Source organism: Bacillus sp. S/N-304-OC-R1 (genome assembly GCF_019749375.1).
Taxonomy (GTDB): domain Bacteria; phylum Bacillota; class Bacilli; order Bacillales; family Cytobacillaceae; genus Cytobacillus.
On record NZ_JACWFE010000001.1, the window covers coordinates 36,588 to 53,825 of the forward strand.

Sequence of the window (17,238 nt, forward strand, 5' to 3'; positions counted from 1 at the left end):
CATGTTTTCCATATCGCTGCTATTATGGTTCGAATGTGACATATGTCCAGCTGACATAACCCATATTGAACCAGCAACAATTACAGCGGCCATGAATACTGCGTAAGCGATGTTGACAACATTTGATCTACCATCTTCACCTTCACGTAGATGCATGAACATGAATAGCTGAATACCTGCTTGCAGTATAGCAAGGCTTCCAATGATCCACATAATCGCATTAAAGGATAAATCAGTTTTTAATGCAATACCAGCAGCACCAAAAGTAAGAATGAGCGAAAAGATAAACCCAATAATATGACTTAGTGGAAATTTATGATGATTATTTGCCATTTATCCCACCAACCCTTTTAAATAAACGAATGTAAAGATAAAGATCCAAATAACGTCAAGGAAGTGCCAGTAAAGACCGATAATAAAAGTTTTACGAGCCGTTGTTGGCGTTAAGCCTCTTCTTGCTAATTGGATAATAACCATAGTTGCCCAGCCAATCCCTAGTGTAACGTGGGCTCCGTGAGTGCCAAGCAGTACAAAAAGGCTGGACAAGAAGGCACTTGTTTGAATAGTAGCTCCTTCATGGACATAAGAGATAAACTCATGAATTTCCATGAACAGGAAGCCGCCACCAAGTAATAATGTAACGACAAACCATGAAATTAATGCCTTCAGGTTGTTACGACGCATTTCAAAAATCGCAAGACCCATTGTAAATGAGCTTGTTAAAAGTAAAATTGTTTGAATCATGACGCTGTTAATTTCAATCAAATCATGATGAGTAGGACCACCTGCATAACGCTGATTTAGAACACCATATACACCAAAGAGGGTAGAGAAAAGGATAATCTCAGCGCCAAGGAACACCCAGAAACCAAGTATATTCATACGGTTTTGCTCTGTTTGATACTCTAATGGCAATGACGTATTCACATTAGCTGACATGATTATGCACCTCGCCTTCTTTATTTCTCCATGACTTTTCGATTTTCTTAATTTCGTCAACCTTCACATGGTATCCTTCGTTGTAATCAAATGAACGAATGATCAGACCTGCAAAGATTCCAATAGCTGCTACAGCCGCTGCAATATGCCACTCAAATACAAGGAAGAATCCTGCAATTCCAAAAATCACACCCATAATAATAGGGAGGCCGGAATTACTTGGCATATGGATTTCTTCGATTTCACTATCTTGTAAAGTTAGACCTTTATTTTGTTTCTTCATATGCCAGAAAGCATCTAATCCATCAACTTCTGGTGTTTGTGCAAAGTTATAAAATTGAACAGGTGAAGCTGTTGACCATTCAAGTGTTCTAGCATCCCATGGATCACTTGAAATATTACGGTCTGCATAACGAATGCTCCAATAAATGTTGTAACAGAACACAGCAAAGCCTGCGGCAAGAATAACTGCACCAATTGCTGATACTAAGAATAATGGTGCAAATCCAGATTCAGCAGAATAAGTGTAAGCTCTTCGAACTGCTCCGTTTAGACCTAGGAAGAACATCGGCATAAAGGTTACGTTAAATCCAATGTTAAATAACCAGAAATGCCATTTACCAATTTTTTCGTTAAGCATAAAGCCAAACATTTTTGGCCACCAATAATAAAGAGCTGCAAATACCGCATACACTACACCAGGAATTAATACATAGTGGAAGTGTGCGACTAAGAATAACGTATTATGATACTGGAAGTCTGCCGCACTCATCGCGAGCATAACTCCTGTTACACCACCGATTACGAAGGTAGGCACAAACGCTAGAGACCATAACATAGCTGTTGTCAGCTTAATTCGGCCTTTACGCATCGTAAATAGCCAGTTAAACATTTTCACACCTGTTGGCACTGCGATAGCCATCGTTGTAATCGAGAAGAACGAGTTAACAGCAGGGCCTGAACCCATTGTATAAAAGTGGTGGACCCATACAAGCATACTTAAAAACGCAATACCGATAATTGAAGCAACCATTGATTTATAGCCAAACAGTGATTTTCTTGAGAAGGTTGCAATAATTTCAGAATAAATACCGAAAGCAGGGAGAACAACAATATACACCTCAGGGTGACCCCATAACCAAAAAAGGTTTGCCCACAGCATATCTAAACCGCCTGCTGAAGCTGTAAAGAAATGTGTTCCATATAAACGATCAAATGTCATTAACGCAAGAGCAACAGTAAAGATAGGGAATGCTGCAACGATAATGATAGATGTAACGAATGAAGTCCATGTGAACATTGGCATTTTCATTAAAGTCATGCCTTTAGTTCTCATTTTTAAAATCGTTACGATGAAGTTAATACCTGTCATCAGTGTACCGATCCCGGCAATCTGAAGTGCTATTGCATAATAGTTATTTCCAATCCCCGGGCTAAATTCTTTGCCTGCTAATGGAAAGTAGGCAGTCCAACCAGCATCCGGAGATCCCCCGATAACAAAGGAAATATTAAATAACATCGCACCGCTAAAGAATAACCAAAAACTTAGTGCATTTAATTGTGGAAATGCTACGTCACGTGCACCAATTTGTAAAGGAATAACGACGTTCATTAAACCAATAAGGAAGGGCATAGCCATGAAAAGAATCATAATAACGCCATGCGTAGTAAAGACTTCATTATAATGCTGCGCATCTAAAAATCCCATTTCCGGTCTGGCAGTTTGCGCCTTCATTAAAAGACCGTCGATGCCACCGCGGAAAAACATAAGAACCGCAGAAATAATATACATGATACCGATCTTTTTATGATCAACGGTTGTTAACCATTCTGTCCAAAGCCATTTCCATTTCTTCAGGTAAGTCACACCGCCAATGATTCCAAGCATAGTTAGAACAATAGCAATCTGTGAACCTACTATTAATGGGTCACCTGTAATAAAGAATTTATCCCATTTAATGTCCATCATGTTCACCTCCATGGTTATTTCCGTTTTCTGAACTCATGTTATGCTGTTCAGATGATTCTTCACTTGAATTTTTATAATTATCCTTCTCTTCAAAGATCTTTCCAGGATATTGATGGTTTTTGTATAATTCTGGGTTCGTATAAGTTTTTGAATTATGATCAGCATGGTTTACCCAAGCTAAATGAGTATTAGAGAAAGTTAATCTGCCCAGAACAGTTGGCTTAAGGAGTTCATAATATTTATCTTCAGTTAACTTTGGTGCGCGATCTTGAGCTTCCTTCACCCATTTGTCAAAGTCCTTCTCAGTTTGAGCGAGCACCTCAAATTCCATATCCGCATAGCCACGACCGTTAAAGTTCGTATTTCTTCCTAAATAAGAACCAGGGTTTTCTGCGACTACATACATTTCTGTTTCCATTTTGTTCATTGTATATTTTTGACCAGCAAGGGCAGGGACCCAAAAAGATTGCATCGTTCCTGCTGAAGTCAGTTTGAATAACACTGGACGATCTTCAGGGATATTTACATAGTTTACAGTTTCAATACCTTGCTCAGGGTAGCTGAATATCCACTTCCAATCAGCAGAGGTTACATTAATTGTAATAGGCTTTTTATTTTCATACCCTTTAGGGACTTTTTCTAAATCGTATAAAGTATTTACAGTAGGAATTGTTAATGCAATAACAATAAGAATTGGAATAGTCGTCCAAATAATTTCTAGAAGAGTATTGCCATGTTCTTCAGGTGGCTCATAATCCATATTCTCAGGCTTTTCTCGATATTTCCAAATAATTACACCAAATAGTGCAAAAACAACAACTACGACAAGCAGCATCCAGAGTAACGACCAATCGATTAATTCTGTGATGCTTCTTGCTACCGGTCCTTGCGGCTGAAAAACAACTAAATCACAGCCACTTAAGACACTCGGTATTAAAAGTGCTAAAAAGGGCAATAACACCTTTTTTAACTTCATGTGCTCCCATCTCCTTGTAAAAATTAAACCATTGTTAAATACTTCACAAACATTTTAAAAAATGAAAAGCTATTTAACAATAGTAATTGAAAGGTAAAATACAAAATGTTTATTAATGTATTTCCACTGTGATGATGATAATAACACATGGACAGCTATTTTGTTGTGACAAAATTAAGAAGTTAGATTATGGAAAGAAGGGATTTTTGGCTAAAATACTTAAAAAATATTGATATAGTGGGCTTGAAGAAAATAACCATACTTTTTGAACATTTTTTGAACAATTATTCTGGAAAAGTAACCCATAGAAAAAGGCACCATCATTAGTATGACGATGCCTTTCTTGTAAAAATCGATTATTTCCTACTCTTATTTCTTCTTTTAACAATCAATACCAATAGACAAAGGATGATAAAACCGGTTATTACATTGCTTGAAGAGCTTCTAGATTCTGTTTTATTAGAAATCTTATCAGGTTCCATAATGTTTTCAGAACTAGATTTACGCATTTTTTCAATTATTTCTTCTTCATTTACTACATTTGCATCAAATGAATGATTATACATTGTTTCATCATAAGTATTAGGATAAAAAGTTTCTTTAGAGGCAAAAATGCCTTTTGATAATTTCTTTGCACTTTCCATTGCCTCAATAACTTGATCTTCATATAAATAATCCCCATCGTCATAAAGTCTTTCCACAAATCCGGCTCTTGTAATTGCTTCTTGATGAAGCTGGTCTCCCACCCAAATCCATGCTAATAAATTGCCGTCCTGGTCAAATAAAGTTTCGCCATCTGTTTCAATAGTAATTTTTCCCGACATAAGAAAATTGCATGTAAAAACACTAGCTTCCTTTCCGAAAGGTTTAATTTCATTTGTGCTTTCAGGCGTATCTATATAAAGAAATTTTGTTTTATAAACCTGTCCATTTATTTCAAATTCTGCATTTTTCCCATCAATACATTTCATAAGCTCGGCAGGATATTTTTCACCTAACATAATTTCCTCTGTAAAATTATTAGCAACTATTTCAGTTTCAGTAGCACCAACAGCTGTATTCAACAAAAAAAGCAATAGACATAGGGTAAATATAAACATTTTCTTATGTAATATTTTTAACACTTTATTGATACCTCCACTAAGGACAATCATTCGATTAAATATATTACCATATTTCATTTAATTTTACTCTAATTCCAAATAAATTCAAAAATTACATACTGCACCTTTATTGATTTGCATGCAAAAAAAATCGGTATAAAACCGATCTCTTTATGGTCATATTTCATTTCTATCTATGTTCTTCTTTTTATTAGAGGCTCAAGCTGACTTACAATTTCCCTTAATAATTCATTAACAGTCAAATGATTTTCATTTTGTCCTTTTTTTAGAGCAGATTGTAAAACCTTTGCAAACTCATATGAATTTACTTTAGGTCTCATACATAAACACCTTCTAATAATATTTAATGAACTATTTGTTAAGAATTTATCAATTTACTTTACAGTATATTAAAACTTAATTATATTGGTGACTTGTATCATATAAAATGATGTTTATTTCATTTATACTAGGGTAAATTAATAAATAAATTACTTTTATACACCCACAAAGAAATAGTTATGTACGAAATATGTAGCAAGAACGAACAACTATTTTACTATTTGATATATTTTTAATAGAGGAGGTCTGATTATGATATTAATAAATACGGATATTGATAAACTGTTAGATGCTACTGAAGATATGGAAGATGACTTTAGTTTTATAATCAGACGAATTGAAATTGATTCTTTGCTTGAAAAAACACAGGATTGGTAAATACCATAGAATATCTAATATCCACCCGAATAGGGTGGATATTTTTATGTCTCTTATAGTAAACGTATGGATCTTCAGGATGATTTTGTAACAAATGGATATTTTAATTCGTCAAAGGTAATAAAGGGGGAAAGATTTTGGTGAAAAAATGGATTATTTTCAGTGGAGCATTTGTATTTCTGACAATTATATTTTTTACAATGTATGTAGGCATTGATAATAGGCCAGCAGAAAGCAAAGTCCTGTCTGCCAAAAGTCAAACAGTAGAAAAAGATGGACTTCAAGCTATTAAAACAAAAAGCGAATTAAATAAGCTTTTATTAAGCCGATTAAAGGAAGAAGAAAAGAATCATAAAACATTTATATCATTAGATAAAAAAGAAGCTGCACAAGAGAGTATTGGGGCAGATGGATCTGGAAACTATTCAGAAACTAATGTACAAGTTCAAGGAATCGATGAAGCTGACATTGTAAAGACAGATGGTTCTCATATTTATCAGATAATGGATGGAAAAATTCAAATTATTAGGGCAGTACCCGCAAATACAATGTCTTTAGAATCTGTTATAGCATTTGACCATTCGTTTATACCATACCAGCTTTTCAATTATAAAGATCAATTGATTGTTATGGGACATAGTTACGGAAAAATAGAGCAGAATAGCCAAAAAGAAATTGCTAAGATCGGCATTGCTCCATTTGATGAAACAACAAAAGTGTATGTTTATGACATAAAAAATAAACAGCAGCCTAAAAAAGTAAGAGAGATTGAAATGGAAGGATCCATGCTTTCTTCAAGACTAATGAATGGAAATTTGTATATGATAGCCAATAAACATCCTCAAGTTTGGATATTAAGAGACAATCCAGATGTGGATATGCGTCCAAAATATTCAGATTCAGTAAATCAGGAAGTAATGAAGTCAATTAATTATAGTGATATCCGATATGTTCCGAATTCAAATGAGGCAAATTTTACGAATATTGCTGTCATTAATCTAGATAAGCCAACAGAAAAAATGAATATTTCCTCTTTTTTAGGCAGTGGAAATAACCTATATATGTCAAAAAATGCCCTATATCTAGCGGTGACAAATTATCAACCTGAAAACAGCAAGCCATATCAAGAATTAACGAAAATTTATAAATTTTCAATCAACGATAAAAATGTTGACTTTGAAGTGTCAGTCGAAGTTCCCGGAACTGTACTTAACCAATTTTCCATGGATGAATACAATGAATATTTTCGAATTGCGACTACAAAAGGTCAAGTATGGAATAGTAACAAACCATCGGCAAATAACTTATATATTCTAGATAAGAACTTAAAGCAAGTAGGTCAGTTAGAGGATCTTGCCAGAGGGGAAAGAATTTATTCAGCAAGGTTTATGAATAATCGTATTTACATCGTTACATTTAGAGAGACTGATCCATTATTCGTTATTGATGGGAAAGATCCGAAAAATCCGAAAGTACTAGGGGAATTAAAAATCCCAGGCTTTAGCAACTATCTCCATCCATATGATGAAAATCATTTGATTGGCTTTGGTTATGATACTAAGGTACAAAGTGGGAAAGGCTCAATAAATGGACCAATTATTCAAACTGATGGGGTGAAAATTTCTCTATTTGATGTAAGTGATATGAAAAATCCAAAAGAGAAATTTACAGAAATTATCAGTGGCAGGGGTAGTTATTCACCTTTAAATCATGATCATAAAGCACTGTTATTTGATAAAAAGAGAAATATTTTCGCATTTCCAATTACCATTTACCAGAATAAGCAAAATAGTCAATATGAATCCACTTACGATTTTCAAGGTGCACTTGTTTACAATATTGATGTTCAGACAGGTTTTCATTTACAGACAAAATTCACTCATCAAAACCCTAGAGCTCCGTATGAAGAATGGGAAAACCAAATTAATCGGCTTCTTTATATTGGAAACTCCTTGTATGCATTATCACCTCAAAAGATATCTGCTTATGATTTGACTACCTATCAGCAGCAAGGTGCCTTAAGCTTGAAGAAATAAATCCATTGAGAAATGACACCCTAGAGGGTGTTATTTTTATTTCTATTTGCTGTTAAACTTGTCCATCATTTGGATATATTCCTGTATACTTGTACATAAGCTTATAACTAGAAATGAAGTTGCCTTTTGACCATATAAATTAAAGGCTGGAGATCAATATGAATTTTCTTTCCTATTTAATTACCTCTTATTTTATTGGAAATATCTTAACAGCACATCTTCTTATTAAATTACTTCGAAAAGAAAATATTATCAATCAAGGCTCTGGGAATCCGGGTGCACGTAATATAGGACGCTTATATGGTAAAAAGGCTTTTATCATTACGTTTCTCGGTGATGCATTAAAGGGCTGTCTTGTAGTATTAATTGGACGGTATTTCCTTTTTTCTGAATTTGAGATTCTAGCTTGCCTTACAGTTGCTGTAATCGGTCATATTAAACCAATATTTTATCGATTGAAAGGCGGTAAAGGAATCTCAACGTTTATCGGAGGCATCATTACTTTTGAACCATTGCTGGCACTCGTTATCATCATTGGATTTTTGTTATTTTATTCTTTATCAAAAAGTTTTACGATCTCTGGTTTAGCTGCTTTTTGTTTCATTCCATTCGCGGTTTCTTATTTATACCATTCAACAGAATTATTATGGGTTCTTGTTGTATTGATTGTGATCCTCATTTTTGCACATTCAGATAATCTATTGAAGAAAATAAATCACACTTAATCCAACGAATAAGGGGAATTAACCATAATAGCCGCAACCTTTTTAAAACGGTCATGGAATATTGCAACAGCAGGTTGTACATCACGAAATGATAAAAGGCATTGCCAGTTCATGAACCGGCAATGCTTTTCTAATCTTCATAACTATTTTTTGGATTAACAACCTCAACAGTGTTTTGTTCTTCTGTATAAATGTTTAAGTCCAATTGAGAATCAGATACGATAGACTCTGTTGTATAGGCAGCATCATTCATCTGATGATCCATTTGTGTAAAATCCGGAATTGATTTTTCCTGTTCCAATTTCAGCACCTCCTCTTATTAGCTTGAAGTTAATGCTGAAAAATATTCAAAAATTTGGTATTCATTTGCGAATAGGGATGTGAAAATTATCAAATTCTAAATGAAATACTTAAAGAGGAGGGCTTCCAAAATGAAAAAAATGATAGACATCGAATGTCAGGATGAGAAAGATTTATTGCATCATTATTTGGAGGAACAAATTACTTATATATCTGTACAGGAAGAGGAAGAGCGGATGAGAGAGGAGTTAAAAAAGGGGGTAGACATGTAATGATTGGGCAACTAACAAGAATCATTGCCATCTTGTCAATTCTGATTTGTTCTTCTGCACAATTTGCACAGGCACGGCCAGATGAACCTCCATATGCTAAGTGGGGACAGTTAGCCATGAAAACCGCTAAAGAAAAATATCCAAGAGCAGATATTATCGATTATCTCCATATTGGCAAGGTAGAGAAAGAAGGAGTATCAACAGAAAAATTTAAACTCTGGTTGAGAGAAGATGGCAAAGAATTCGGCTTATTTATTGATATTGACTTTAATCCAAGCAATGAGCAAATCAAGCAAATTCATTTAAAAAAATCAGCAACCTGAATTGTAGAAAAGCCAAAAACCAAGTGATGAGGTTTTTGGCTTTTCTATTTATACTTTTAGTACACTAAAATATCTGGCGTCTGGGTGAGCGAAAACAATAGCGGATACGGACGCTTCTGGCTCCATCATAAAGCCTTCAGTCAAATGTACGCCAATATCTGTAGGTTTAATTAAGTTGAACAGCTTTTGCTGGTCCTCTAGATCTGGGCATGCTGGATAGCCAAATGAGAATCGCTGTCCTTGATACTTTGTAGCAAATCGATCTTTCATCGTCATATCAACAGGATCAGGGAAGCCCCAGCGATCACGAATTTGTCTGTGAACAAGCTCAGCAAATCCTTCTGCAGTTTCTAATGCCAGTGATTGGAGAGCATGGCATTCAAGGAAACGGCCTTGTTCCTTCATTTCATCTGCAATTTGCCGAATGCCTCTACCGGCAGTTACAGTAAAGAAGGCAACATAGTCCATTTGTCCGCTTTCTTTTGATTTTAAATAATCAGCAAGACATAAATATGGCTCAACTTCCTGTCTAGGAAATTCAAAGGTTTCAATAATTTTTGTCTGTTCTTCGTTATAGATCAAAACCTTATTACCATCAGACTGTGCAGGGAAAAATTGATAAACAGCAGCTGGTGTAATCCAGCCATTCACTTTAGCATCCTCAATTAAACTATTCACCATTTCATTCATTTTTATTGCTTTCTCATCACCTTCAGCAATCATCTTGTCTAATTTGCCTTTTAAGCCTAAATGATGTCCAATCAGCATTTGTTTATTTATATATGGCTCAATATGTGAAATCGAAATAGATGATAAAATCTTTCTTTTTAAATCCTTGGGAGTGAAAACTGGGACATTTGTATTTAGTTTGGGTCTTACTTTTACAGCTGTTGAAATTGCAATGGAGCTTCGATCAAATGGAGCTGCGTTTTGTGCAGCATCCTGCTTTTCTAATTGGTCGCTCTTTAATTTTTTAAATTCAATCGGGTCTTGAATCTGGTTGGCAATCGATAAGCCATTCATTGCATCCTTGGCATATAACACAAGTCCATCGTATTCCTTTGCAATTTTCGTATCTGTAAATTTACGAGAAAGTGCTGCTCCGCCAACAAGAATTGGAATATCGATACCGGCTTGCTTTAAATCATGAGCAGTAATCACCATTTGCTGTGCAGATTTTACAAGCAGTCCGGATAAGCCGACCATATCGGGATTTTCTTTCTTTATCGTTTCAATCAGCTCAGAAGGAGGGACCTTAATGCCTAGATCGATGACTTCATAGCCATTATTACTTAGTATAATATCGACTAGGTTTTTCCCAATGTCATGAACATCACCCTTAACAGTTGCCAGTACAATTTTTCCTTTATTTGCGCTTGTGTCATCTTTCTCCATGTAAGGTTCAAGGAAGGAAACAGATGCTTTCATAACTTCAGCACTTTGAAGAACCTCTGCGACTATAAGCTGATTGTCATTAAATAAGCGGCCAACTTCCTTCATTCCATCCATAAGCGGTCCATTAATAATATCAAGCGGGGCAGGGTAGTTAATCAATGCTTCCTCCAAATCAGGAATAAGCCCTTCTTTTGTTCCTTCCACAATATAGTAAGCAAGACGTTCTTCAAGAGTCATGTCAGGCATAATGCTTTTTTGCTCTTTTTTCTTATCCCGGTAAAACTCTGTAAAGGCAGCTAAAGTTTCATCTTTCGTTTCGAATAGCAGTCTTTCGGCAAGTTCCACTTCTTCTTTCGGAATTGAGGCAAATCTTTCAAGCTTCTCTGTATTAACAATCGCATAATCAAGGCCAGCCTGTGTGCAATGATAAAGGAAAACAGAATTTAATATTTCTCGGCCGACAGGAGGGAGGCCAAATGATACGTTACTTATTCCAAGAATCGTTTGAACCTCTGGCATCTCATTCTTAATTAACCTAATTCCATCCACTGTCGCTTTCGCACTTCCGATATATTGTTCATCTCCTGTACCAACAGGGAAGACGAGCGGGTCAAAAATTATATCTTCAGGTGAAATTCCGTATTTATGAACTAGTACTTCATAAGATCGCTTAGCTATTTCAAGCTTTTTCTCAGCAGTTACACCCATGCCCTTTTCATCAATCGTTCCTACAACAACCGCTGCTCCATATTTATGAACAAGAGGGGAAATGGCTGCAAATCTTTCCTCTCCATCTTCTAAGTTAATCGAATTAATAATTGCTTTACCTTGTGAAAAGGTTAAAGCCTTTTCGATAACTTGTTCATCAGTTGAATCGATAACAAGAGGGGCCTTTACTTTCTTGACGAGTTCTTTCATGAAGTTTTCCATGTCTTGAATTTCTTCACGATCAGGGTCTGCAAGACAAACATCAATAACATGGGCACCGCCTTTAATTTGTGCCCTTGCAATCTCTGCCGCTTCTTCAAATTTCCCTTCCTTAATTAATCGTTTAAACTTTCGAGAACCAATAACATTCGTTCTTTCACCAACCATAATAGGTCGGAGGGTGGGATCATCATAAATAAATGGTTCAATTCCTGATACTTTATGAACTGGATTTTTTTCTATAGTTCGCGGCTGATATTTTGCCATTTCATTAGCAATCGCTTGAATATGAGCAGGTGTCGTTCCACAGCAGCCGCCAACAATGTTTAGCCAGCCTTCTGAAGCAAACCCGCCTAATTTCAGCGCAAGAGATTCTGGGGTTTCATGATATTGTCCTTCTTCATCAGGAAGTCCGGCGTTTGGATAACAACTAACTGCAGTAGTGGCAAGACTAGAAAGGGAACGGATGTGATCCTGCATGAATTCTGGCCCTGTTGCACAATTAAGCCCGACCGCAAGAGGCTTCATATGTTCTAAAGAAATATAAAAAGCTTCGATAGACTGACCTGCCAATGTTGTTCCCATCGGTTCAATTGTACCTGAGATTATTAACGGCAATTGCTTGCCTGTTTTTTTGAATGCTTGTTGAATCCCAATAAATCCAGCTTTTACATTTAGCATATCTTGACTTGTTTCAAGCAATAATAGATCAACCTGACCATCGATTAAACCAATAGCTTGCTCTTCATACGATCCAATAAGCACATCAAACGTAGTCCCACCAGTCACACTTAAAGTTTTCGTCGTTGGCCCCATTGCTCCTGCAACGAATCTTGGCCATTCGGCAGTGGATAATTCATCAGCTGCTTTACGGGCAATTTGCGCGGCTTTTTTATTAATTTCATAAGCTTTATGACCTAGATTATATTCATCCAGAACAATGCTCGTTGCACCGAATGTATTCGTTTCTACAATATCTGCACCAGCCTGGAAATACTCGCGGTGAATTCGTTCAATTACTTCTGGAGCTGTAATATTTAAATATTCATTACACCCGTCATATTCTTCGCCGCCGAAATCATTTGGTGTTAAATTGGCGTTTTGAAGCATTGTTCCCATAGCGCCATCCATAATAAGAATCTTTTTCTTCAACTGTTCAGTTAATGGTAACTTCTGCATTTAGGTTCCTCCTTGCAATTTTGGCACTTACTTCATGGGCATATGCTGATAATTCCGCGGTTAACTCGTATTTCATAAACGGAGTAATTAAATATATACCGTTAAATAATTCTGCCGCTGTATCAATTAATGATTTTGTAATCGCCATGCCTTCTCGGACTGCTTTAGCAGGATCATCCTTACAAGATGCCATAATTTCACGAATTGAATCAGAAATCTTAATGCCCGGAACTTCATTATGAAGAAACTCTGCATTTTTATGGCTTATCAATGGCATAAGTCCAATATATATTGGATGATCTAAATGTTTTATTGCTTGATGAACATCTAATAATTTTTCTTCTGAAAAAACAGGCTGGCTAATAAAATAATCAGCCCCATATTCGATTTTTTTCTCTAGTCGCTGAACAGCTTTTTCAACGGACCGAACATTTGGATTAAAGGCAGCTCCTACAGAAAAAGCGGCTTTCTCTTCTAAGTCTTTTCCTAAAATAGATAAGCCCTCATTTAATTGCTTTATCATTTGGATAAGCTCAAATGATGATAAATCATAAACTGATGAGGCGCCAGGAAAATCTCCAACTCTTGCAGGATCACCCGTTATCGCTAATACATCATGAAGCCCTAGAGTGTGAAGCCCCATTAAATGAGATTGCAAACCGATAATATTCCGGTCTCGGCAAGTAATATGGACAAGGGGCCTTAAGCCAATTTCTTTTTTAACACGATATCCTAGAGCTGAGTTGCATACTCTTGGAGAAGCAAGCGAGTTATCTGCAAGAGTGATTGCATCAATGCCTGCATCCTTTAATGCCTTAGCACCTTCAAAAAATTTAGCAGTATTTAGTTTTTTCGGAGGATCCAGTTCTACTATAATCGAAGGCCGGTCTTTGACGATTTCCTGTAATGGCGGATTTTCTCGTATGATTGCGGACGGATTCGATATTTTTATTTCACTGCGTTTTTTGATCGTTTTTTCTGTAATCGGCGGTAATCCTTTAAGCTCAGTTGCAAATGCACGGATATGATCAGGAGTTGTTCCACAGCATCCACCTAGTAATCGAACCCCTTGGTTTCTGAAATCTCGTGCTGACTGTCTAAAATACTCTGAATCTCCTTCATAATGAAACTTTCCATCCGTGTAAGCCGGAATACTGGCATTCGGATATGCCGATAAGAATGCCTGCTTTGGTAAAGGAACATTTTCCAATGATAGAAGCATATGATAAGGACCTAAGCGGCAATTTAGGCCAACAACATCCGCACCTAAAGTTTCTAGACGTGAAAGGGCATCGGCCACTGGGGTCTGATCTTGTAATATTCCGGCTTCATGCAGAGAAACTTGGGCTATGATTGGCAAATCGGTTTCTTTCCTAGCAATAGCAAGGACGTTTTCCAGCTCTTCAAGATCATAATACGTTTCTAGTAATATACTATCGACACCTTCTAGCAGTAGACAGTATAACTGTTCACGAAAACTCCGTTTAATTTCCTCAAGGGCAACCATATTAGGTTTAATTCCTCTTATGCCGCCAATAGTCCCCGCCACATATACATCCTTTTTTGCTGCTTTTCTAGCGTTCCTAACAGCAAAAGTATTTAATTCTTTCACACTATCTTCTAGACCATATCTTTGAAGTTTAATATAGTTTGCAGCATACGTGTTGGTTTGAATAAGATCTGCTCCAGCATGTATATATGCTTCGTGAATTTGCTGAATCTGTTCTGCATGGGTGAGATTTAAATTCTCAAAACAGCTATCCGTCCCATAGGAATAGAGAAGAGTTCCCATCGCACCATCAGCAATTATGATTTCATTTTTTAATTTTTCAAGGAAACTCATTTTCATCCTCCTTAACGGTACTCCTTTTCTAATTGTGTAGCATGTTGAGCTAAAGCTTGTGAAAAATCATTAATAATATCTTCAGGATTTTCCAGTCCAACAGAAAGCCTGAGGAGTCCGCTCTGAATGCCTCTTTGTTCACGTTCTGATTCTGACATGGCTGCATGTGACATTTTTGCAGGATATGAAAGAATTGACTCTACTGCACCGAGGCTAACAGCAAATACTGGAATTTGAACCTTCGAAACAAAATCCTTAACGGCCAGTTCGTCCGCAAGTTCGAATGAAAGAACTGCTCCATGGCCTTTTGCTTGTTTTAATTGAATATCATACTGTGGATGGTCTTCAAAGCCTGGATAATGAACTTTCTGTATAGCTGGGTGTTCTTTTAAAAAAGAGGCGATTTTCCGCGTAGCATTCATTGACTGTTCTAACCTGACCTTTAGTGTTTTAATCCCTCTTAGAACGAGCCATGCATCCTGGACACCTAAAACGGCTCCAAACGAATTTTGTAAGAATCCAAGTTTTTTAGCCAGCTCCTCATCATTAACAACAGCAAGACCAGCAACGACATCGCTATGACCTGATAAAAATTTCGTTGCACTATGTAAAACAACATCAGCACCTAATGTAAGGGGCTTTTGCAAAGCAGGGGTTAAAAACGTGTTATCAACGAATGTTAAGGCACCGTGCTTTTTGGCGATTTCCGATATCGCTTTAATATCAGTAATTTTTAATAACGGGTTTGAAGGAGTTTCTACATAAAACACTCTTGTATTAGGCTTAATTGCTTTCTGAACTGCATCTAAATCCGTCATATCGACAAAAGTATGTTCAATACCTAAGCGATTCAGCACTTGTGTAACGAAACGGAAAGTTCCTCCATACACATCCTCCGTGATGACAACATGATCACCTTGAGATAATAGAAGAAAAGAGGTGGAAATTGCCGCCATTCCAGAAGCAAATGCAAAGCCATGTGTTCCTTCTTCTAAATCAGCAATGACTGTTTCAAGTGCCTCACGTGTAGGGTTCAGACTTCTGCCATAATCGTATTTTCCGAAAGAATCAAAGTCTGTCTGATGAAAGGTAGAGGCGTGATTGATCGGCACACTAACAGCACCTGTAACAGGATCGTATTTATGACTATTATGCAAAAGCTTTGTTTCAAATGAATAGCTATATTGATTACTCATATTGAAACCTCCTTTAAGACACCTGCGAAAGCATGTTCCAAATCATGAATTAGATCTTCTGTATTTTCAATCCCAACAGAAAAGCGTAATAATCGATTACAAACACCCGTTTCAATCCGAATTTGTTCTGGAATATCTGCATGTGTCTGGGTAGCAGGGTAGGTAATAAAGCTTTCTACTCCGCCGAGGCTTTCCGCAAAAGTTATCAGAGAAAGACTTTGTAAAAATGGATTTACATATTCCTCATTTTTTATTCGGAAAGAAATCATTCCGCCACGTCCAGGATAGAGAACATCTGTAACTGCTTCATGATTTGATAAGTAGCGGACAAGTTCCTTTGCATTTTTTTCATGACGCTCCATGCGCAGGGAAAGTGTTTTCATTCCTCGAATGAGCAGCCAAGAATCAAATGGGCTTAGTACCGCACCTGCCGCATTGTGGTAAAGTGCTAAAGATTCACATAATTCTTTGCTCTTAGCTACAACTAATCCCGCAAGAACATCATTATGGCCGCCTAAATATTTCGTAGCACTATGAATAACAATATCTGCTCCAAGCTTTAACGGCTGCTGGAGGATAGGGGTATAAAAAGTGTTATCAACAATGAGTAGCAGTTCATGCTTTTTTGCAAATTGAGCTACTTCTTCAATATTAGTTTGCTCCATTAAAGGATTCGTAGGAGTTTCAATAAATAATGCTTTTGTATTTGGTGTTATATGTTTCTCTAATTCATCTGGACAAAATGATTGAGTATATTTACAGTTTAATCCCCATTTTTTATAGCCTTGCTCAAACAGACGATATGTTCCGCCATATAGATCCTTTGAAACAATTAGCTCATCACCTGATTTGAAAATAGAAAGAACAGTGAGAATAGCCGCCATGCCAGAGCTGCATGCATAACCTTGCTCTCCGTCCTCAAGCTTAGCTATTGCTTTTTCAAGAAGCACCCGTGTCGGATTACCAGTCCGAATATAGTCAAATCCAGTAGACTGGCCAATCCCTTCATGACGATAGGCTGTCGAGAAATAAACAGGCGGATTCACTGTTCCTGTAACCGTTTCACTGCGGTTGCCAATTTGTGCAAGTATCGTATCTAGCTTATGCATATTGAACACTCCTTTTTAACTTTAACACGTTAATTTGTTTAAATATGAAGAAAAATAAAAAAGCCTTCTTTAAGAAGAAGACTTTTTTTCGTTCATATAGCCATCTTCTTATCTCTCAAGTTTTTAAAACTTGCAGGAATTAGCACCTTTTCAATCTCATTATGATTGATGGTTGCTGAGGCGTCACCGGGCCTTACCCTCGACCTCTCTTGATAAGAAATCATTT

General features: G+C 36.6%; 15 protein-coding genes, 1 pseudogene and 1 riboswitch. Of the genes and pseudogenes, 5 read left to right on the forward strand and 11 right to left on the reverse strand.

The features are described from left to right. Positions 1 to 33 precede the first annotated feature (33 nt). From qoxD to H0173_RS00205, 6 genes and pseudogenes are all read right to left on the reverse strand, one after another. A pseudogene (qoxD, locus tag H0173_RS00180) lies at positions 34 to 333 on the reverse strand (cytochrome aa3 quinol oxidase subunit IV); the annotation flags it as partial. After that, positions 334 to 939: a cytochrome aa3 quinol oxidase subunit III gene (qoxC, locus tag H0173_RS00185; protein ID WP_221843908.1), complete on the reverse strand. Its 606-nt coding sequence runs from the start codon at positions 937 to 939 to the stop codon at positions 334 to 336. It lies immediately after the preceding pseudogene. Further along, complete coding sequence (gene qoxB, locus H0173_RS00190; RefSeq protein ID WP_221843909.1) at positions 929 to 2,905, reverse strand: cytochrome aa3 quinol oxidase subunit I; 1,977 nt, start codon at positions 2,903 to 2,905, stop codon at positions 929 to 931. The genes qoxC and qoxB overlap by 11 nt, the downstream gene beginning before the upstream one ends. Continuing rightward, a complete protein-coding gene (qoxA, locus tag H0173_RS00195) occupies positions 2,895 to 3,884 on the reverse strand; it encodes a cytochrome aa3 quinol oxidase subunit II (protein WP_221843910.1) in 990 nt (329 codons plus the stop codon). The genes qoxB and qoxA overlap by 11 nt, the downstream gene beginning before the upstream one ends. A gap of 356 nt (positions 3,885 to 4,240) precedes the next feature. Beyond that, positions 4,241 to 5,008 (reverse strand): thermonuclease family protein, encoded by a 768-nt coding sequence (locus H0173_RS00200; RefSeq protein ID WP_221843911.1) that lies wholly within the window; start codon positions 5,006 to 5,008, stop codon positions 4,241 to 4,243. Between the two features lie 173 nt (positions 5,009 to 5,181). Continuing rightward, positions 5,182 to 5,328 (reverse strand): YwzD family small protein, encoded by a 147-nt coding sequence (locus H0173_RS00205; RefSeq protein ID WP_221843912.1) that lies wholly within the window; start codon positions 5,326 to 5,328, stop codon positions 5,182 to 5,184. A gap of 253 nt (positions 5,329 to 5,581) precedes the next feature. On the opposite strand from H0173_RS00205, the gene H0173_RS22100 reads away from it, so the two are divergent. From H0173_RS22100 to H0173_RS00215, 3 genes are all read left to right on the forward strand, one after another. After that, positions 5,582 to 5,707: a hypothetical protein gene (locus H0173_RS22100; protein WP_260630951.1), complete on the forward strand. Its 126-nt coding sequence runs from the start codon at positions 5,582 to 5,584 to the stop codon at positions 5,705 to 5,707. Positions 5,708 to 5,847: 140 nt separating this feature from the next. Beyond that, positions 5,848 to 7,743 (forward strand): beta-propeller domain-containing protein, encoded by a 1,896-nt coding sequence (locus H0173_RS00210; RefSeq protein WP_313770594.1) that lies wholly within the window; start codon positions 5,848 to 5,850, stop codon positions 7,741 to 7,743. Positions 7,744 to 7,901: 158 nt separating this feature from the next. Beyond that, positions 7,902 to 8,468 carry a glycerol-3-phosphate acyltransferase gene (locus H0173_RS00215; protein ID WP_221843914.1) on the forward strand — a complete coding sequence of 189 codons (567 nt, stop codon included), beginning with the start codon at positions 7,902 to 7,904 and terminating at the stop codon, positions 8,466 to 8,468. 130 nt (positions 8,469 to 8,598) lie between these two features. On the opposite strand, the gene H0173_RS00220 is transcribed toward H0173_RS00215, so the two are convergent. After that, the gene (locus H0173_RS00220; protein ID WP_221843915.1) at positions 8,599 to 8,769 is read right to left on the reverse strand and encodes a hypothetical protein; all 171 of its coding nucleotides are present in this window, start codon (positions 8,767 to 8,769) and stop codon (positions 8,599 to 8,601) included. A 130-nt stretch (positions 8,770 to 8,899) separates the two neighbouring features. Between H0173_RS00220 and H0173_RS00225 the strand changes: the two genes are divergently transcribed. Both H0173_RS00225 and H0173_RS00230 read left to right on the forward strand, forming a co-directional pair. After that, positions 8,900 to 9,040, forward strand: coding sequence for a hypothetical protein (locus H0173_RS00225; protein WP_221843916.1), 141 nt, complete (start codon positions 8,900 to 8,902; stop codon positions 9,038 to 9,040). Next, positions 9,040 to 9,363, forward strand: coding sequence for a YqzG/YhdC family protein (locus H0173_RS00230; RefSeq protein ID WP_260630952.1), 324 nt, complete (start codon positions 9,040 to 9,042; stop codon positions 9,361 to 9,363). Before H0173_RS00225 ends, H0173_RS00230 begins: the two co-directional genes overlap by 1 nt. A 48-nt stretch (positions 9,364 to 9,411) precedes the next feature. Here H0173_RS00230 and metH read toward each other — a convergent pair whose 3' ends face one another. From metH to H0173_RS00250, 4 genes are read right to left on the reverse strand one after another with little or no spacing between them, the layout of a single operon-like run. Further along, a complete protein-coding gene (gene metH / locus H0173_RS00235) occupies positions 9,412 to 12,864 on the reverse strand; it encodes a methionine synthase (protein WP_221843917.1) in 3,453 nt (1,150 codons plus the stop codon). Then, the gene (locus H0173_RS00240; RefSeq protein WP_221843918.1) at positions 12,842 to 14,707 is read right to left on the reverse strand and encodes a bifunctional homocysteine S-methyltransferase/methylenetetrahydrofolate reductase; all 1,866 of its coding nucleotides are present in this window, start codon (positions 14,705 to 14,707) and stop codon (positions 12,842 to 12,844) included. Before H0173_RS00240 ends, metH begins: the two co-directional genes overlap by 23 nt. Before the next feature lie 11 nt (positions 14,708 to 14,718). Continuing rightward, the gene (gene metC, locus H0173_RS00245) at positions 14,719 to 15,903 is read right to left on the reverse strand and encodes a cystathionine beta-lyase (protein WP_221843919.1); all 1,185 of its coding nucleotides are present in this window, start codon (positions 15,901 to 15,903) and stop codon (positions 14,719 to 14,721) included. Next, a complete protein-coding gene (locus H0173_RS00250) occupies positions 15,900 to 17,012 on the reverse strand; it encodes a methionine biosynthesis PLP-dependent protein (RefSeq protein WP_221843920.1) in 1,113 nt (370 codons plus the stop codon). The genes metC and H0173_RS00250 overlap by 4 nt, the downstream gene beginning before the upstream one ends. A gap of 105 nt (positions 17,013 to 17,117) precedes the next feature. Then, positions 17,118 to 17,231: riboswitch (SAM riboswitch) on the reverse strand. Between the last annotated feature and the right edge of the window lie 7 nt (positions 17,232 to 17,238).